17 protein-coding genes are annotated in these 15,887 nt (G+C 37.5%); 7 read left to right on the top strand and 10 right to left on the bottom strand.

Translation table 11 applies throughout. The features are described from left to right. Positions 1 to 42 precede the first annotated feature (42 nt). From RT723_RS14435 to RT723_RS14415, 5 genes are all read left to right on the top strand, one after another. Positions 43 to 843: a TSUP family transporter gene (locus RT723_RS14435; RefSeq protein WP_428983674.1), complete on the top strand. Its 801-nt coding sequence runs from the start codon at positions 43 to 45 to the stop codon at positions 841 to 843. A gap of 53 nt (positions 844 to 896) precedes the next feature. Then, positions 897 to 1,484 carry a primosomal replication protein PriC gene (priC, locus tag RT723_RS14430; RefSeq protein WP_315947773.1) on the top strand — a complete coding sequence of 196 codons (588 nt, stop codon included), beginning with the start codon at positions 897 to 899 and terminating at the stop codon, positions 1,482 to 1,484. Between the two features lie 23 nt (positions 1,485 to 1,507). Continuing rightward, positions 1,508 to 2,428 (top strand): histone deacetylase family protein, encoded by a 921-nt coding sequence (locus RT723_RS14425; RefSeq protein WP_315947772.1) that lies wholly within the window; start codon positions 1,508 to 1,510, stop codon positions 2,426 to 2,428. 77 nt (positions 2,429 to 2,505) lie between these two features. Beyond that, a complete protein-coding gene (locus RT723_RS14420; protein ID WP_216054612.1) occupies positions 2,506 to 2,778 on the top strand; it encodes a late competence development ComFB family protein in 273 nt (90 codons plus the stop codon). 1 nt (position 2,779) lies between these two features. Then, complete coding sequence (locus RT723_RS14415; protein WP_216054611.1) at positions 2,780 to 2,962, top strand: DUF2496 domain-containing protein; 183 nt, start codon at positions 2,780 to 2,782, stop codon at positions 2,960 to 2,962. Positions 2,963 to 3,019: 57 nt separating this feature from the next. On the opposite strand, the gene RT723_RS14410 is transcribed toward RT723_RS14415, so the two are convergent. The 3 genes from RT723_RS14410 to RT723_RS14400 are packed head-to-tail and all read right to left on the bottom strand — an operon-like array spanning position 3,020 to position 6,388. Continuing rightward, positions 3,020 to 4,189: an ABC transporter permease gene (locus tag RT723_RS14410; protein ID WP_216054610.1), complete on the bottom strand. Its 1,170-nt coding sequence runs from the start codon at positions 4,187 to 4,189 to the stop codon at positions 3,020 to 3,022. Next, on the bottom strand, positions 4,186 to 4,920 hold the full coding sequence (locus RT723_RS14405) for an ABC transporter ATP-binding protein (protein ID WP_315947769.1): 735 nt from the start codon (positions 4,918 to 4,920) through the stop codon (positions 4,186 to 4,188). Before RT723_RS14405 ends, RT723_RS14410 begins: the two co-directional genes overlap by 4 nt. A gap of 13 nt (positions 4,921 to 4,933) precedes the next feature. Continuing rightward, a complete protein-coding gene (locus tag RT723_RS14400) occupies positions 4,934 to 6,388 on the bottom strand; it encodes an alpha/beta fold hydrolase (RefSeq protein ID WP_315947767.1) in 1,455 nt (484 codons plus the stop codon). A gap of 227 nt (positions 6,389 to 6,615) precedes the next feature. Here RT723_RS14400 and RT723_RS14395 point away from each other — a divergent pair, with 227 nt between their 5' ends. Then, on the top strand, positions 6,616 to 7,686 hold the full coding sequence (locus RT723_RS14395; RefSeq protein WP_315947765.1) for an ABC transporter substrate-binding protein: 1,071 nt from the start codon (positions 6,616 to 6,618) through the stop codon (positions 7,684 to 7,686). A 12-nt stretch (positions 7,687 to 7,698) separates the two neighbouring features. Here the strand turns inward: RT723_RS14395 and RT723_RS14390 are convergent, their stop codons facing one another. The 6 genes from RT723_RS14390 to RT723_RS14365 all read right to left on the bottom strand — a co-directional run bounded on the left by RT723_RS14390 (position 7,699) and on the right by RT723_RS14365 (position 13,808). Next, positions 7,699 to 7,944 carry a hypothetical protein gene (locus tag RT723_RS14390; RefSeq protein ID WP_216054606.1) on the bottom strand — a complete coding sequence of 82 codons (246 nt, stop codon included), beginning with the start codon at positions 7,942 to 7,944 and terminating at the stop codon, positions 7,699 to 7,701. 64 nt (positions 7,945 to 8,008) lie between these two features. Then, on the bottom strand, positions 8,009 to 8,404 hold the full coding sequence (locus RT723_RS14385) for a hypothetical protein (RefSeq protein ID WP_315947763.1): 396 nt from the start codon (positions 8,402 to 8,404) through the stop codon (positions 8,009 to 8,011). Between the two features lie 51 nt (positions 8,405 to 8,455). Beyond that, on the bottom strand, positions 8,456 to 8,827 hold the full coding sequence (locus tag RT723_RS14380; RefSeq protein ID WP_216054604.1) for a hypothetical protein: 372 nt from the start codon (positions 8,825 to 8,827) through the stop codon (positions 8,456 to 8,458). Positions 8,828 to 9,000: 173 nt separating this feature from the next. Further along, positions 9,001 to 12,177 (bottom strand): efflux RND transporter permease subunit, encoded by a 3,177-nt coding sequence (locus RT723_RS14375; protein WP_315948539.1) that lies wholly within the window; start codon positions 12,175 to 12,177, stop codon positions 9,001 to 9,003. A gap of 70 nt (positions 12,178 to 12,247) precedes the next feature. Next, positions 12,248 to 13,399 carry an efflux RND transporter periplasmic adaptor subunit gene (locus RT723_RS14370; RefSeq protein WP_315947761.1) on the bottom strand — a complete coding sequence of 384 codons (1,152 nt, stop codon included), beginning with the start codon at positions 13,397 to 13,399 and terminating at the stop codon, positions 12,248 to 12,250. A 61-nt stretch (positions 13,400 to 13,460) separates the two neighbouring features. Next, positions 13,461 to 13,808: a hypothetical protein gene (locus RT723_RS14365; RefSeq protein ID WP_216054602.1), complete on the bottom strand. Its 348-nt coding sequence runs from the start codon at positions 13,806 to 13,808 to the stop codon at positions 13,461 to 13,463. 109 nt (positions 13,809 to 13,917) lie between these two features. Here RT723_RS14365 and RT723_RS14360 point away from each other — a divergent pair, with 109 nt between their 5' ends. Beyond that, positions 13,918 to 14,874 (top strand): DMT family transporter, encoded by a 957-nt coding sequence (locus RT723_RS14360; protein WP_315947759.1) that lies wholly within the window; start codon positions 13,918 to 13,920, stop codon positions 14,872 to 14,874. 51 nt (positions 14,875 to 14,925) lie between these two features. On the opposite strand, the gene RT723_RS14355 is transcribed toward RT723_RS14360, so the two are convergent. Continuing rightward, positions 14,926 to 15,882, bottom strand: coding sequence for a cation diffusion facilitator family transporter (locus tag RT723_RS14355; protein WP_315947758.1), 957 nt, complete (start codon positions 15,880 to 15,882; stop codon positions 14,926 to 14,928). Between the last annotated feature and the right edge of the window lie 5 nt (positions 15,883 to 15,887).

Below are 15,887 nucleotides of genomic sequence, written 5' to 3'. Positions count from 1 at the left end.
AATTCATGTTAGCTACATAAAATACAATACCACGGAGTTTTTGTGAGCTGGATTACAGAGTTTGCCGAGTTTATAAATTTATCACCTTCCATAATCGGCATTCTGATTTTAACAGCTTTCGCGGCAGGTTATATCGATGCTATTGCTGGCGGTGGCGGATTATTAACTGTCCCGGTTTTGTTATCTTCTGGCATGTCACCGCATGTTGTACTTGGCACAAATAAACTTGCTGCCACGTTTGGTTCATTAATGGCGAGTTATACTTTTTATAAGAGACAATTATTTTCACCGTCATTTTGGAAGTTAAGTTTTATATCAACAGCCGTCGGCGCGATCGCCGGTACCATAATTGTCAGTTTTATCGACGCGAGTAACTTAAATAAAATATTACCCATCTTCATCGGCTTTAGTGCAATTTATGCATTATTTAACCGAGTAAAAGAAGAGGACTCTAATCAACTTCCTACCATTAACTCCACTTTGAAAACCAAACAAATTAGTCAAGGATTAACCTTAGGTTTCTACGACGGATTTGCTGGTCCTGGCACAGGTGCCTTTTGGACTGTGAGTAATTTATTTTTATATCGCCTCAACATTTTACTTGCTTCTGGTGTTGCCAGAACCATGAATTTCATAAGTAATATATTTTCTTTATTTGCTTTCATCTACTTAGGTTATGTTAACTTTACCATTGGATTATTAATGGGTGGCTTTTTAATGTTAGGGTCGTATTCGGGGGCGAGATCAGCCATTAAGTATGGCAACAAGTTCATCCGCCCTGTGTTTACCATCGTTGTATCATGCATGGCGGTTAAACTGGCCTTTGATGCTTGGAGCTTATAAACACCTATGTTAATTCAATCGACTTCTGTTTTTATAAATGATACTCAAATACTATGAATGCATTAATCAATCAATTAAACACGCAGTTTCAAATGCTTGAACAATCTATAAAAGGATTAAAGCTCAGCTCGAAACAGTGGTTTGCTAATAGCGAAATATTTCGCTCGTCTGGCTTTTCAACACACAGTGACGATATTGATGATTATTTAATTGAGTTAAAAACAACCATTGATAAATTGGCCAGCGTAAACAACGAACAGCATGTAAGTTATCTATCCGAAAGAGTCACTCAACAATTCTCTTGTCTCAAACGATTTGTTAAATCAAACGATATTAACGTAAGAAACAACCAATACAGCAAAGATCGAATACGAAATTTAAACAAAACCAAACAATTTACTTTGCAAGCTTCACAATCAAGCCAAGAGTTATATGCTGAATTATCAAAGTTACAAGAATTTGAACGTCGATTATTAGATAAGGTCAACTTATCACAACAACAATTAACTATGTACAAAGGCATGAGCAATAGGCCTGCGTTACAACAAGAAGTACTCACCAACCAACAAAGGCTTGGACGTTGCCGTCAGGCCTTAAGTAAAGTTGAAGAATCAATTCAGAAACTAGATAACAATAACTAGCTCAAATTATATAAACGACCAATATGCCATTAACCTCATTGCCTTTAGTATTTCATCCTATTTATAGTCAACTCGACTTGCCTAAGAATCACAGGTTTCCAATCCAGAAATATTTAAGTTTAAAAACTGCAGCTATAAATAAGTTTTCATCTAAAGTAAGTGTAAACCTTGTAAAAGCGCCTATTACTAGAGCTAAGTTATTACAAATACATAATGCTAAATACGTTGATGATTTTATTCATAATCAGCTCTCCACTAAAGAAATGAAACGAATTGGCTTTCCTTGGTCAGAACAATTTGTACAACGTACCTTAACCGCTGTAGGCGGCACTTTGCAGGCAGCACAATTAGCAACAGAACATGATATTGCTATAAACCTGACTGGTGGGTATCACCATGCTCACCCTGACTTTGGTTCTGGCTTTTGTGTGTTTAATGATTTATCCATTGCCGCCCATACATTAATTGAACAAGGTAAAGCTAACCGCGTACTTATCTTTGATTGTGATGTTCATCAGGGGGACGGAACCGCCACGTGCGTTGAAGACAACCCTAATATATTCAGTTTGTCTATCCATTGTGAAAAGAACTTCCCAGCGAGGAAACAGCAAAGTGACTGGGATATTGGGCTTGAAAAGCATATTGAGGATGAAGCCTATTTAGCTCAAGTTAAAGACGTGTTAACAACCGCGTTTTACTCTTTTAAACCTGACTTTATTATTTATGATGCTGGCGTAGATATTCATGAAGATGATGACTTAGGGTTATTGAATATAACCACACAAGGTATTTATCAAAGAGATTGTTTGGTATTTGACTTAGCAAAACAAAACCATATTCCAATCGTGGCGGTGATTGGTGGCGGCTATCAACGAGATATTAATGCACTTACCGCAGTGCATTTACAACTTATTAATGCCGCTATTGCCACATTCATTCGGTGATAAATCAGTAATATGCTCTATAATCTCAAATACGGTGCTACTGTCATAAGTAGCGCACATTTTAGATAGGAAAATTTATGCAACTTAATGACGACATACACAATTATTACGAAAAGCTCGTTATCGACTACATCACTTTACATAAATTAGATAAACGTTTTTCAAACGAATTTTTATCGGACTTATGCTGCATCGTTTTAAATCAATTACCTTCAAAGTACATTAGACACGAAGTAGATTTGGCTTTTTATATGCCTGCAGCGGAACGTTTTGAAATGGAAATGAACGTAAAAGAATCTATTGTCAGAGCCTTAGAATTCATGGAATCACGTGAAGAACGAGAAATATAAATTGAAAGATCAACGCACAACTGAAACGGATGAAGTTACAAAACAATTAGAGTCCGCAGATGAACATATCCAATTAGCGGTTGATTTAATTTACTTGTTAGAATCAAACAAAATTGATCCTAATGTAGTGGTAAAAGCGTTGGATATAGTGAGTGCAGATTTCAATAAAAAATTAAACAAATAAAAAAGAGCCTATTGGCTCTTTTTTATTAATCTGACCCGTCTTAAAAAAGGGTAATGACTATAAACCCAGTACTACTTTTTCAGATTTTAACGAGTTAGCAATCACTTTAATAATTACTAACGAAGTTATGACCGTCACTACAGAGCCCGCTAATAAAGGCATATAGCTATCCAATTCTCCACGAATTAACTGGCTAATCGCCTGCTGTTGCGCAAATATTGGAATATAACTTAACACTTCATTTTTATAATTCACAATCTCAAGCATCATAGGGACTATAATCGGCACCATAACTGTGTATTGAATATAGGATTGTGCTTCTTTAAACGATTTAGCATGAAACGCAGTGGCCAGTTGGAATGCAGCTGCAAACAAGGCTAAAGGCACTAATAATAACCAAATAGTCATACCTAACTGGAAGTCAAAGTTGAATGCCATACCTGCTTTGTGAAGCGGTATAAACGGAATAGCAATGGCGGTGAACACAACACTAAGTGTAGCACCAACAATTCCAAAAAATGCTGTATTCATCGTTTTAGCTAATACTACTTGCATAGTACTGACAGGCTGCATGATCAAAAGCTCTAAAGAATTACGCTCACGCTCACCTGCGCTACAATCTATCGCCACATTAGTTGACGATACAAACACAGCAACCATGATCATCACACCTAACATACCCAATAGTAACGCCGACTTAGACGATGGTGTACTGGTATCATTTTCTTCAATATGAATAGCGCTTAGTAATGAGGGCGACACTCCACGGGCTACAAGTTTCATTGCCACCAATTGACTCTGATAACTATTAATTACATTTTTCACACGCCAAACTTCATCTCTGGCACCTTTTTTAGAGTAATCCGTTAATAATGTTATTGTGGCTTTTTCACCACGATGCATTTTTTCTGCAAAAGAATCTTCAAATGTAATAGTTATTTTTGAATGCTCAACCGTTTCGCCATCTAGTTCAAAATCTTTACCTTTCTCAGGCATATCTGCGTGTAAAATTTTGCCTTGCTCTAATAACTCAACTATATGAGGGGCTTGTTGCTGATTCTCTATAGTTATATATAGTTCATCAACAGACGTAGACTCTTCTAATACAAACGTCATCATTACTGCAAACATAATTGGTGGTAAAAAGGCCCCCAACAAAGCTGCAAATACTGAGCGTTTATCACGGATTGAATCTAAAAATTCTTTAGTAAATAATGTTTTTATCATGCCGCTATCCCTTCGTCGCTACCAATCAATGCTACAAATGCTTCTTCTAATTCAGTTTTTCCAGTACGCTCACATAATTCTTGTGGGGTACCAACTGCTGCAACTTTACCATTAGCAACCACGATAACTTTGTCGCATAACGCGGCGACTTCTTGCATAACATGGGATGAAAATAAGATACATTTACCTTGTTGTTTTAACTCCAACAAAATATCTCTTAATATACGAGTACTCATCACATCAAGTCCACGAGTAGGCTCATCTAAAATTAAGTTTTGCGGCTGATGTACTAAAGCTTGGGCAATAATCACTTTCATACGTTGACCTTGTGAAAAACCTTCACAACGACGATCAGCTATATCAGATATATCTAACTTTGTTATAACATCATTTAACGCTTGTTCTTTTTCATCACCTTTTAAGCCATGTAAACCGGCAAAATAAGCTATTTGTTCACGTGCGGTTAATCTTTCGTACAACCCAAACTTGTCAGGGAATATACCTATTTCTTTACGTGCAAGTTGAGGTGAAATTTGACTGTCCACTCCATTAATAAGGCCAGTCCCCTGTTCCGCTTTTAACAAACCATATAACACACGTAACGCTGTGGTTTTACCCGCACCATTTGGCCCAAGGATACCGGTTATTTGTCCGTCTTCAGCTGAAAAACTTAAATCATCTAACGCTTTCACATCGCCAAAATGTTTGACTAAATTATTTACCTGTAACATTTGATGATCCTTTTTAATGAAGTTGATTTAAGTTAGTGAAAAATAAGTTAGGTACAGGTTTATCTGCACAGCTAAAGTCGACACTTTCAAACGTACCACTTTGCATAAATTGTTTAACTGCATCCATGCACATTCTTAAGGACGCCACATGTGAGCCATTTTTAATAACTACGTGTTTTGAATTAGGTAATGAATTGTCTGCCATCTCACCATATGCAGGCGGCGTAACAGGGTCATATTTCCCAGAGAATAATAATACTGGCACATCGACAGTTACTGGCTCAGCAAAGTCCGCAGGTGCTTGCCATTTTGGCCAAAATTTACAAATATCAGTAAAGTTAGTAAACCCTAACTCACCATTAAAATAGTTGTTCGCATCTTTACTAAAGTCAGACTGAACAGCTCGGGGCATATCTTCATTACAAATAATATTCATTGTGAGACCGGTATATAAACTTCCAGGTGTGTGTTCAGTACTATTAACTTGGCTCATCAAAGCCGCTAACGGACGGAAATCACCTTGCGCAGATGAATTTACGATATAAGGCAATAATTGACGTGAAGATAAAGCATATAAAGTGGTTCTTAATGTTTCTGTCACTTTACTTTTTGTAAGAATTATATCGATTTTTTTGCCCGTAATTGGATGATACATAGATTGTGTTATTGGCTTTTCTAACTGCGCTAACAAGTTTAAATAATCTTGTTTTAAGTTAGGGTAAGATTCATTGCAATACTTGTGTGCTTTACAATCTTCAACTAAAAAATCGAATGCTCGTTCTGATGATTTACCAAAAAAACCGACGATCATTTCCATCGGGGCATTGCTATCTAATGTCGCTGTTTGAATCGACTCTGGATGGTTCTTTAAATAAGCAAAACCAGCTCTTGTTCCATAAGAACCACCAAATATATGAACCTTTTGATAACCTAACGCTTGGCGTACCGCTTCAAAATCTTCGATTGACTGGTAAGTGTTATAACTTGGTAAGTGATGATCAGCAAAACTGGTTAAACAGTCTTTTACTTCTTGCTCAATATCAACGTCGTTACTATCAATGACTAAAGGGTCAATGTATTCCTGAGCGTCACACAGCAACCCATTAGATTGACCGGTTCCACGTTGGTCTATCAAAATAATGTCATGTTCTTGTCTAATTTCTGTCAGTGGATTATTTAACATTCCCGCTAACTCAGTAGCTGCTTGACCTGGGCCGCCAGCTAAGAACATCATTGGTAGTTCTTTACTTTGTTCTTTAAACTTAGGCAATACCACCACATTCAAAGAGAGCGTATTGGCTTCGGAAATATCTAATGCTGGATTTTCAGCAACATCAAGTTTGCCACATAAAGCTTTACTCTTAACCCCTGAAACAAAACACGCTTCAAGTTTGAGTTCAGACGCTGTAACTAAGTTCGGCATAAATAGCCCAACCGCTACAAATAAAGTGAGTAACTGTTGTTTCACATTAAACTCCATGTTTTTTTCTTCTCTGTTACAAGAAGCATAAAATAATTAGTCTGAAACTCTAACTTGAACAACTAACAATGTAAAAATAAAATCACAAGTTATTAAAAATAAACGCGATTTTTGTACATTAAATGTTAACTATTCAAGTTTGGAAATCTATTCCCTTTAACCATCACCTCAACTCATTTATACTTTAGAAAAATCACTTCAAGTAAAACAAAAATATGAATCAAGTTCTTTGCCGCTATTCTGTTATTTTTATTTTTGTATTCTTACCTAGCTTCAGCTCTATTGCGGCACTAAACATTGTATTCCTTAACCCTGGTCACCCTGATGAAAATGCGACTGGGAGTTTTTGGTCCAAAGTTACAACATTTATGGATGCAGCGGCACAAGACTTAAATATTAAGCTAACCACAGTCCATGCCAATAGAGATCATATCTTTATGAAATCTCTAGCCACTACTATTATAAAATTAGATCCGGATTATGTTGTACTGGTTAACGAAAAAGGCATCGCTGTTAACATCATTAAGACGTTAGCCCCGCATAACATTCCAATATTTATGCTACTAAACACCCTAAATAACAAAGATCTATCAAAGTTAACTGAACAACAAAAAAGCCTAATTAAAGGCAGTGTTACTCCAAACAATTCAATTGCTGGAGTACAACTATTAGAAGGTTTATTTAATATATTCCACCAGCAAGTCACGACAACTACTCCACCTAAATTATTAGCCCTACAAGGTGATTACACAACGCCAGCGTCGTTACAACGAGAACAAGGTTTTCATCAGGCATTACAAAAAAACAAAGCTCAGTTAATTGACAGTAGTGTCAGCAATTGGTCTAAAGAAATGGCTTATTACAAAACCAAAGGTATTTTATGGCACGCTCAAATCAATATCATTTGGGCTGCTAATGATGCTATGGCATTTGGAGCTAAAAAGGCCGTAACCGATGCTAAAATCAATTACCCTGTAATTATTGGTGGGATTAATTGGGACTTCGACGAACCAGAGTACCCTGTCGACTTATCCCTTGGAGGCCATGTAACACTGGGCGCCATGGCATTAGTGATGATAAACGATATCGCAAACAATCAATTAAATCAGGAAAAAACAGTCCAACAGATAAATATTTTTGAGTCCAGTTTAAGCCCTCATTATAAAGGATTTAAACAGCTTATGACTCAAGGTAAAATAAATCAGATTGATTTTTCTCGCTTTAGTCAAACGCATAAAAATCCATTAACGTTTTCTATCGAAAACCTAATTAAAGCAATGCATTAACATACCTACGGCTTACTTTTTATTCTTCCCGTTTACCATATGACAATACCATTTGATAATGCCATTTTGCATTTCATCAAAAGTAAATAAACAAATAGCAAAAAGTACTAATACCGCTAAAGAAAATTTTTCAAAAGCAAAAACATTAGCTTTAGTAGCGTCAACATCAACTAACTCTAATATGGTAATGGTTAAGATCACCGAAATTAAATACTTGATAAATGAACGAAAGAATTGATTGGATTTTTTATATTCCATTGTTAAAACCTATGTAACTTCAAACCCTTTTTGGCTTTTATTGGGTCTTAGTAATAGATTAATATTAGATTGTCGTTTTATTCGGTTGAGCACTCACACACTCAATCTCACGTATACCAAGAGCGGTATCATCTACCTGAGAAAAACCAAGTGCCTTGGCTTTTTCTACATTGGCTATATCTATGACAAATAAATGAACTTGCCCTGTTTGTCCACCGCAAACACTCGCGTACATCCTACCGGTTAATACCCCACAACTCTGCGACATAACGTCAATGCCAGCCGCTAATAAATCACGTTTAGTCGTATTTATCGGCAAAGCGTTATCCTGACATTGGGTTTTGCCATTTGAGATAAAAACGGTGGCTTTTTTCTGCTCCTTAGTGACTGGAGCGTCAGTGATACAAGCACAAGCGGCCAACGAAATAAGTATGAAAAAAATAACAGCTATACGGCTCATGTTTATATCCAAAACAATGTTAAGTAATAAGGTGTAGTGAAGAAAATACACTCACTCAGTTTCATTTAGCCAGTTTAATGCAATATAGATGTCATTAAACAACTTAGTCTTATGACCAAGTATTGTAGCTTGTTCTATGACGGTATTATTAATAAGTTGTTCTGGTTTTACTAACACAGCAACGCGAGCGCCTTCAAGTTCTTCTCTCGAGGCAATATAGTTAGCAAACAAGGTTTGTTCAACTTCACTCATGACTTCCGTTACCTCTTGAGCGTCAATCAGTATTTTTATACAGCTTTCTAACGCTTTGTATTCAACACAGATTTGTTCAACACAATTAACGCGTTCATCTAATGTTACGTCACCTCGATAAGACACTTTGATAATATCAGTGCCTTCTATCAATTCTATTTTGGAATCCATATCATCCCCATAGGTGAGTGTTATATTTTATTTAATAATGACAATAACTTATCAGTTGTTTAAATGACAAACAACACTAAATTATTAGCTTAGAAATTTGAAATAGCGTTAACAATCAAACTCAAACTTTCTGATTGTTAACGCTCAAATCAATGGACAAAATACGGTTAATGTTAATGGCTAGATAAGTGGTGCAGTGAGTTAACTTTTTGTTTTGAAAACCCATTGTACAAAACAGGTAATACAAACAGAGTTAATAAGGTTGCAGTAACTAATCCGCCAACAATAACCGTAGCAAGGGGTCTTTGTATTTCAGCGCCAACACCATCCGACATTAACATTGGAATTAAGCCCAATGCTGATGTAATAGCGGTCATCAATACAGGTCTTAACCTGGAAGTTGCGCCATCAAAAACAGCTTTGCTACTGTCTAATCCATCGGCTATGCGTTGGTTTATGCTTTCTACCATTACCACGCCATTTAATACCGCCACGCCAAATAAAGTAATAAATCCTATGGCACTAGGCACTGACAAATACTGATCTGTCATATACAGCGCAAATACTCCTCCAATCACAGCCAATGGCACATTCACTAATATCAATAACGCTTGTCCCACCGAGCCAAAAGCAAAATAAAGCAATAAGGCGATTAACGCTAATGAAATAGGCACAACAATAGAGAGTCGTTTTTGAGCTCGTTGTTGGTTTTCAAACTGACCACCAATATCAACTGAATAACCTGCAGGCAAAGCTACCTCTTTACTGATCTGAGCCTCAATATCAGCTACTACGCTGCCCATATCTCGACCTTGCACATTAGCTTGGATTACTACTCTGCGTTGTACATCATCCCTTCTTACTTGTGGTGCACCTGACTGATAAGAAACACTGGCAACATCGCCTAATCTTACCCACGCACCACTTGGTGATCTCAAGCGAATATCAGAGATGGCTTCTATATTATTACGGTAGTTATCCTGTAAACGCACATAAATGTCATAACGTTCATTACCGTTAATAATTTGTCCTGCAGCAACACCTCCAATCCCATCTTTGACTAAGTTCATTATGTCGCCCACCGCTAAACCAAACCTTGAAAGCTCTTGTCTATTGGGTTCAATAACCAGCTGGGCTTCACCGGTTATTTGTTCCATAGCGACATCTCTTGTACCTTCAATTGTTTTTATTAGGCTTTCTATCTCTTTACCTTTTGCCGCTAATACATCTAGTTCAGGGCCAAATAACTTAATGGCAAGTTGGGCTTTTACACCTGACAATAGCTCATCAACACGAGTGGCAATAGGTTGTGAAAAGTTTAATAACAAACCAGGATATTGTTCTAAACTGCGCTCCATTAAATCTTGAAGTTCATAACGATTATTGGCACTTGTCCACTCCGATACTGGTTTCAAGCCTATGTATATCTCAATGTTGTTTACAGGTTCTGGATCACCACCAATTTCTGGACGACCAATGCGGCTTAACGCATAAGTCACCTCCGGAAACATCATTAGTTTTTGCTCTAAAATCGGAGCCACCGACAAGGCGGTTTCTAAACTAGCAGAAGGGGCTAGTGTGACTCTTAAATTAATAGTGCCCTCTTCTAACTCTGGTACAAATTCAGTGCCTATATATGGAATGACCATGATTGCAGATATCACTAACATAATTGATATCAACATCACTTTTTTAGTATGCAGTAATGCTACCTTTAGCGTTGTTTTATAAAGTCTATCAAGTGGCTTCAAAACCAAACTTTTACGTGGTTTTACGCCGTTTTTAAACATATACGCAGCCAAAGCAGGCACCACAATCAAAGCAACAATAATGGCAGAAACCACCGCTAAAATAATACTAATTGCCATAGGTTGAAACAACTTAGCTTCCACGCCCTCAAAGCTAAATAAAGGCGCAAAAACCACTAAAATAATAGAGGCTGCAAAAAATACTGACCTTGCCACTTCTTTACCGGCTTGTTTTAACCTTGCTTCTATTCCTGAAGTTTTACTGTTTATACTTTTTTCTTTAAGCGCTTTTGTTTCTTCAAGTGCAAGCTGTTTAAACATGTTCTCAACCATCACTACAGAACCATCCACCAGCATACCTATCGCAACTGTGATGCCACCTAGCGACATTAAGTTAGCGGAAATCCCCCACCAAGCCATGACCATTAAAGCAATGGCGATTGAAATAGGAATAGAGACCAATACCAATAATGTTGCCCTTAAGTTCATTAAAAACAGAGCTAACACAATAAAGATAAAGATAAATGCCAACGTCAATGCTTCAACAACCGTATTAACCGCTTGCTCTATCAAGTCCGATTGATCATACAAAGCCTCAAATCGCACACCTTTTGGCAGTGCTTGTTGAATTAACGGTAACTTGGCATTTAGGCCACCAATAGCCGCGTTAGTATTTGACCCCATACGTTTAAGAACTATGCCTGATACCACTTCGCCATACGATTTAACTTCATTGTTATCTGATCGTTGCGTTAACGTAACAGCGCCTTGTCTTATCTCACTGCCAATCTGTACTTTGGCCACATCTGATAAAGTTACCACTGCGCCATTTACGCTTTTAACAGGTACTTGGTTAATCTCGCTTATGCCTTGATTGCCACTTTTAAACCAACCTGTGCCCCGTATAACCAATTGCTCTTGTCCACGGTTCATATACCAACCACCAACATTGGCATTGTTTACTTCCAGAGCTTGCACAATATCGCTTTGGGTTAATTCATAAGACAGTAACTTGGTGGGATCTAAATTCACTTGGTATTGTTTAACATGACCACCAAATGAGAGTACGTCTGTCACCCCATCCACCGGCATGATCAACAACTTCACTATCCAGTCGTTTAAACTTCTTAAACTCATTGAGTCATATTCGGAGTTTTCGTCGGCAATCAACAAATACTGAAATACTTGTCCTAAGCCAGAAGTATTTGGCCCCATTTCAGGAGTACCAACCCCTTCAGGGATTAACTCTTTGGCAGCTTGTAGTCGTTCAAAAACAAGCTGGCGAGCAAAGTAAATATCAGTACCCTCTTTAAAGACCACAGTTACATCAGACAAACCAGTTTTTGATATTGACCTTACTTGCTCAACATCTGGCAGTGCATACATTACAGCTTCAATGGGATACGTTATTAGTTGCTCTACTTCTTCAGCGGCTAACCCAGGCGCTTCGGTATTCACCGCCACTTGAATATTAGTTACATCTGGAAATGCATCTAAGTTCAATTTAGGTATGGTCATAACGGCAATGGCCATTGTTATGACAAGTGCAAGAACAACTAGAAACCGATTATCAATAGACCAATCTATGATCTTGTTAAAAATTGAGTTACTAAAAACAGTTTGTTTGGATTCTGCTTTGTTAAAATTAGTTTTATTAGACATAACAGACTCCTTAATGGTTATGCGGATCAAATCCGCCTTTGGCTTTTTCTGAGGCAACAAAAAATGCCCCTTGAGTCACAACGCGAGTGCCACTTATCAGTCCTTTAATCTCTCTTAAGTCACCCAACGCTCGACCAAGCTCTACTTCTACCGCATTAAATTCACCGGGATGATCTTCAACAAAAACAATCCAATCTCCATCAGCACCACGTACCAAAGCTTCTTCTGGCACCGCCATTACTTTATTGGTGGTGGCAAATTGAAAGTTTATTTTGACAAACATGCCTGAGTGCAAACTATCTTCATGGTTATCTACCGACAAGCGTATGGTTCTTGTGCGGGTAATGGGATCTATGGTGTGAGCTTCTTGAATGACTTTGGCTGTGTAATCTTGATTACCCAAAGAAACAACCGCTGGAGAATTAATGGAGACATTAAGTTTTTTGTTAGGAGATACTTTCGCTTCTACCCATAAGTCATCTTCATCGGCTAACAGCATAACGACATCACCTACCGCCACACGTTGACCTTGGTAAAAGTCATCTTGCAAAACCACACCCGCACTTTGAGCAACCAACGAATATTGACCAAATAATCGAGTATCTATATTGGTAATATCTTTAATCGTTTGCTCAGTTAAACCAAATGCGATGAGCTTGCCATAAGCTGCATTAAAGGTAGTTTCAACCAAGACTAATTGGCTTTCGCTCACTGTTTGGCTATCTAGTTTTTGCAGGCGATGCCATTCAGTAGACGCTATTAAATAATCGGCTTGTGCTTGTGCCATTGACTCGCTAAACAAGGTAACGAGTTTCTGCCCAACTTCAACATGTTCACCTAATATGGCATGTCTGTTGATAATGACGGATTCAGTCCGAGGTGAAACAACATAACTTTTATAACCGTTCGCTTTCACTTCACCTGGCGCGTAAATCGTACTGTATTGTATTTTTGAAATAACAGGATTGACCTTAATACCTGCAATCTTCATTTGAGCAGCACTTAAGTTAATCCCCTCTTCGTGATCAGTTTCATTCTCTTGGGCATTCTCTTGCTCAAGCAAAGCGAACTTAGACGCAGCGGCTAATGGAGCTGTGATCATAAAAGTCACAGCCATAAAGACACACAGGAACAAACCTGTATTGTTTTTTAATGTATACATAAAATCTCTTAATTATTTATTTTAATGGCGAGCCAAAAGGCTCAAGTATTTGATAAATAAATTAAGATCTAGGAGGTCTAAAGGAAGCTTCGAAAACTTCGCTATAAGCTGAATTTTGATATGGGATAAATTGAATATTAACGGCTGAAATTGGCGTTATGACACTTTTCACTAATATCCAAGACAAATGAGTACCAGTGCAATGCCCACAATGATGACAGTCGGATATATTATGTTCTTGTTGTATCACACTGCTATTTTTTAACTGTAAATCATCACTATGATTATGTTCACTTTGAATATGCTGTATATCAAGTTGATGATCATTGCTTGGCGCAGCAATAGCCGTAAACGATTGTATTACAATCGAAATAACTAAAATTATGCTAACAACAAACTTGTCGAACAAGATAAACTACCAAAGCTGATTTAAGATCTGACCTCAGTATTTCAAATATCCTAATTAGGGTCAAAGCTTATCAGCATTATCGAAGTATATTTTTTAAGAGAACACCACATTGATACAAACTAAAAGAATGGCCTTTTGGGCGTTAGTGGCAGTAAATGCCATTTGGGGTTTAGGTTTTGTTGTTATTGATGATGCCATCAATATTATGCCAACAAGTGTTTTTAATGCATTTAGATTCAGTCTGGCTGCTTTAGTATTATTACCACTTTGGTTTATCACAGGTAAAAAAACCAGCACTGAAAATTATCAACGTACCCGTTTGTTTAAATCCGGATTTGGCTTAGGTTCATTATTGTTTTTAGGTTTTACTTTGCAAACCGAAGGACTTAATTACACTAGCGTTTCAAATACAGGGTTTATCACTGGTTTATGTGTGCCTTTGGTTCCACTTATTGGCTATTTGTTATATCGAAACAAAGTTGGATTTGAGGTTTGGGTCTCTGTCGTTCTAGCGACATCCGGTTTATACTTTTTAACCATAGGCGATAATCTCACTATCAATAAAGGTGATATTCTGGTTGCTCTTGGTGCCACTTGTTACGCCGTGCATATTTCTTTTATGGCTAAATACAGCCATCAATTCCCTGTAATACGTTTTAGCATTGTTCAATTAGGCGCAGTGGCCGTGTATTGTATTTTTACCGCGTTTGTTGAAAATAGTATTGGACGATATGAACAGTACGCTAGCATCTGGCAACAAATATCAGAACCTAGAGTTATTGCTGCCATAGTGTATTCTGGAGTGTTATCTAGTGCCTTTGCTTATTGGGTGCAAACCTCGAGTCAACGTTTGATAGAGCCACACAAAATAGCCTTGGTATTTGCTTTAGAGCCTATTTTTGCACACGTTTCAGCTTACTTTATATTGTCTGAGCATTTGGGAGTACAAGGTTGGTTGGGCGCAGGCTTGATCATTACTGCGATGTTATATTCTGAATTGGGCGGTAATCGGAAAGTGAAAATTCAGCCATTGGAACAAATGGCCGCCCCTGTTGATAAACAATAAAACACACAGGCTAGTCTCTTCTTGTCAATCAAATGAGCATTCACACAGTCATTAATGACTGTGTGAATGATGCTCGTGGTGTTCGTGTTCTGAGTCACTTACCATTTCATCTCTGCATTGCTCATCAGGGAACTCGAACTCTATAGTGGTATGCGCCAAGTTAAATGGTGCAAGATTAGCCGCAATCTCTTGTTTTAAAGTAAACAGTTTATTGGCCTCAACCATTTGTGATAATTCTAAGTGAGCCGTTAATACGTGTTGTTCACCATCTAACGACCATAAATGCAGATGATGTGTATTCACAACTAATTCATCACGAGTTAGTTCCGTTTGAATATCATTAAGTAGCTTTTGATCAGGCGTGGCTTGAAAAAATAACGTAAAAGTACTGCGTAAATACTTAACCACATTAAACAAAATAAACAGGGTAAACGCGATTGATAAAATAGGGTCTAATAACGGCCACTCAACAAACATCAACACCACAGAAACAATTAAAACGGCAACCCATCCAAGAACATCTTCGATTAAATGCCAATTCAGCATTTTTTCGTTTAATGATTTACCGCTGCTTAATCGATATGCTGCATAACCGTTAACGGAAATACCTAACAACGCTAAAAAGAACATGCCTTCAGCCATTGGCATTTGAGGATCAAACAACCGAGATACAGATTCAATCAATACCCAAGTAGAACCTATGATTAAGATCACGCCATTTAATAAAGCCCCCAGTAAAGAAAAACGTTTAAAACCATAACTATATGATTCATTGGCTTTTTTATTACCTAATTTATTTAACAGCCAAGCACTACCTATGGATAACGTATCACCTAAGTCATGCACAGCATCGGCCATAATAGCAGTACTGTTAGTAAGGTAACCGCCAATAAATTCAATAATAGTAAATGTAAAATTAAGGAAAAATGCCCATGTTATTTGGGAGGATGATTTATCACTGTGGTCGTGATGATGGTGATGACCTTCATGAGAAGAGTGCGAATGCATAGTCA

It is taken from the genome of Psychrosphaera aquimarina (assembly GCF_032461525.1).
Classification (GTDB): domain Bacteria; phylum Pseudomonadota; class Gammaproteobacteria; order Enterobacterales; family Alteromonadaceae; genus Psychrosphaera; species Psychrosphaera aquimarina.
Note: the sequence above shows the minus strand (reverse complement) of the source record. Positions and strands in the feature narration are given on the sequence as shown.

Coding starts and splice junctions, on each gene's coding strand:
- RT723_RS14395 (WP_315947765.1), top strand. CDS start 6,616: ATGAATCAAGTTCTTTGCCGCTATTCTGTTATTTTTATTTTTGTATTC.
- RT723_RS14420 (WP_216054612.1), top strand. CDS start 2,506: ATGCAACTTAATGACGACATACACAATTATTACGAAAAGCTCGTTATC.
- RT723_RS14410 (WP_216054610.1), bottom strand. CDS start 4,189: ATGATAAAAACATTATTTACTAAAGAATTTTTAGATTCAATCCGTGAT.
- RT723_RS14390 (WP_216054606.1), bottom strand. CDS start 7,944: ATGGAATATAAAAAATCCAATCAATTCTTTCGTTCATTTATCAAGTAT.
- RT723_RS14385 (WP_315947763.1), bottom strand. CDS start 8,404: ATGAGCCGTATAGCTGTTATTTTTTTCATACTTATTTCGTTGGCCGCT.
- RT723_RS14370 (WP_315947761.1), bottom strand. CDS start 13,399: ATGTATACATTAAAAAACAATACAGGTTTGTTCCTGTGTGTCTTTATG.
- RT723_RS14425 (WP_315947772.1), top strand. CDS start 1,508: ATGCCATTAACCTCATTGCCTTTAGTATTTCATCCTATTTATAGTCAA.
- priC (WP_315947773.1), top strand. CDS start 897: ATGAATGCATTAATCAATCAATTAAACACGCAGTTTCAAATGCTTGAA.
- RT723_RS14380 (WP_216054604.1), bottom strand. CDS start 8,827: ATGGATTCCAAAATAGAATTGATAGAAGGCACTGATATTATCAAAGTG.
- RT723_RS14405 (WP_315947769.1), bottom strand. CDS start 4,920: ATGTTACAGGTAAATAATTTAGTCAAACATTTTGGCGATGTGAAAGCG.
- RT723_RS14355 (WP_315947758.1), bottom strand. CDS start 15,882: ATGCATTCGCACTCTTCTCATGAAGGTCATCACCATCATCACGACCAC.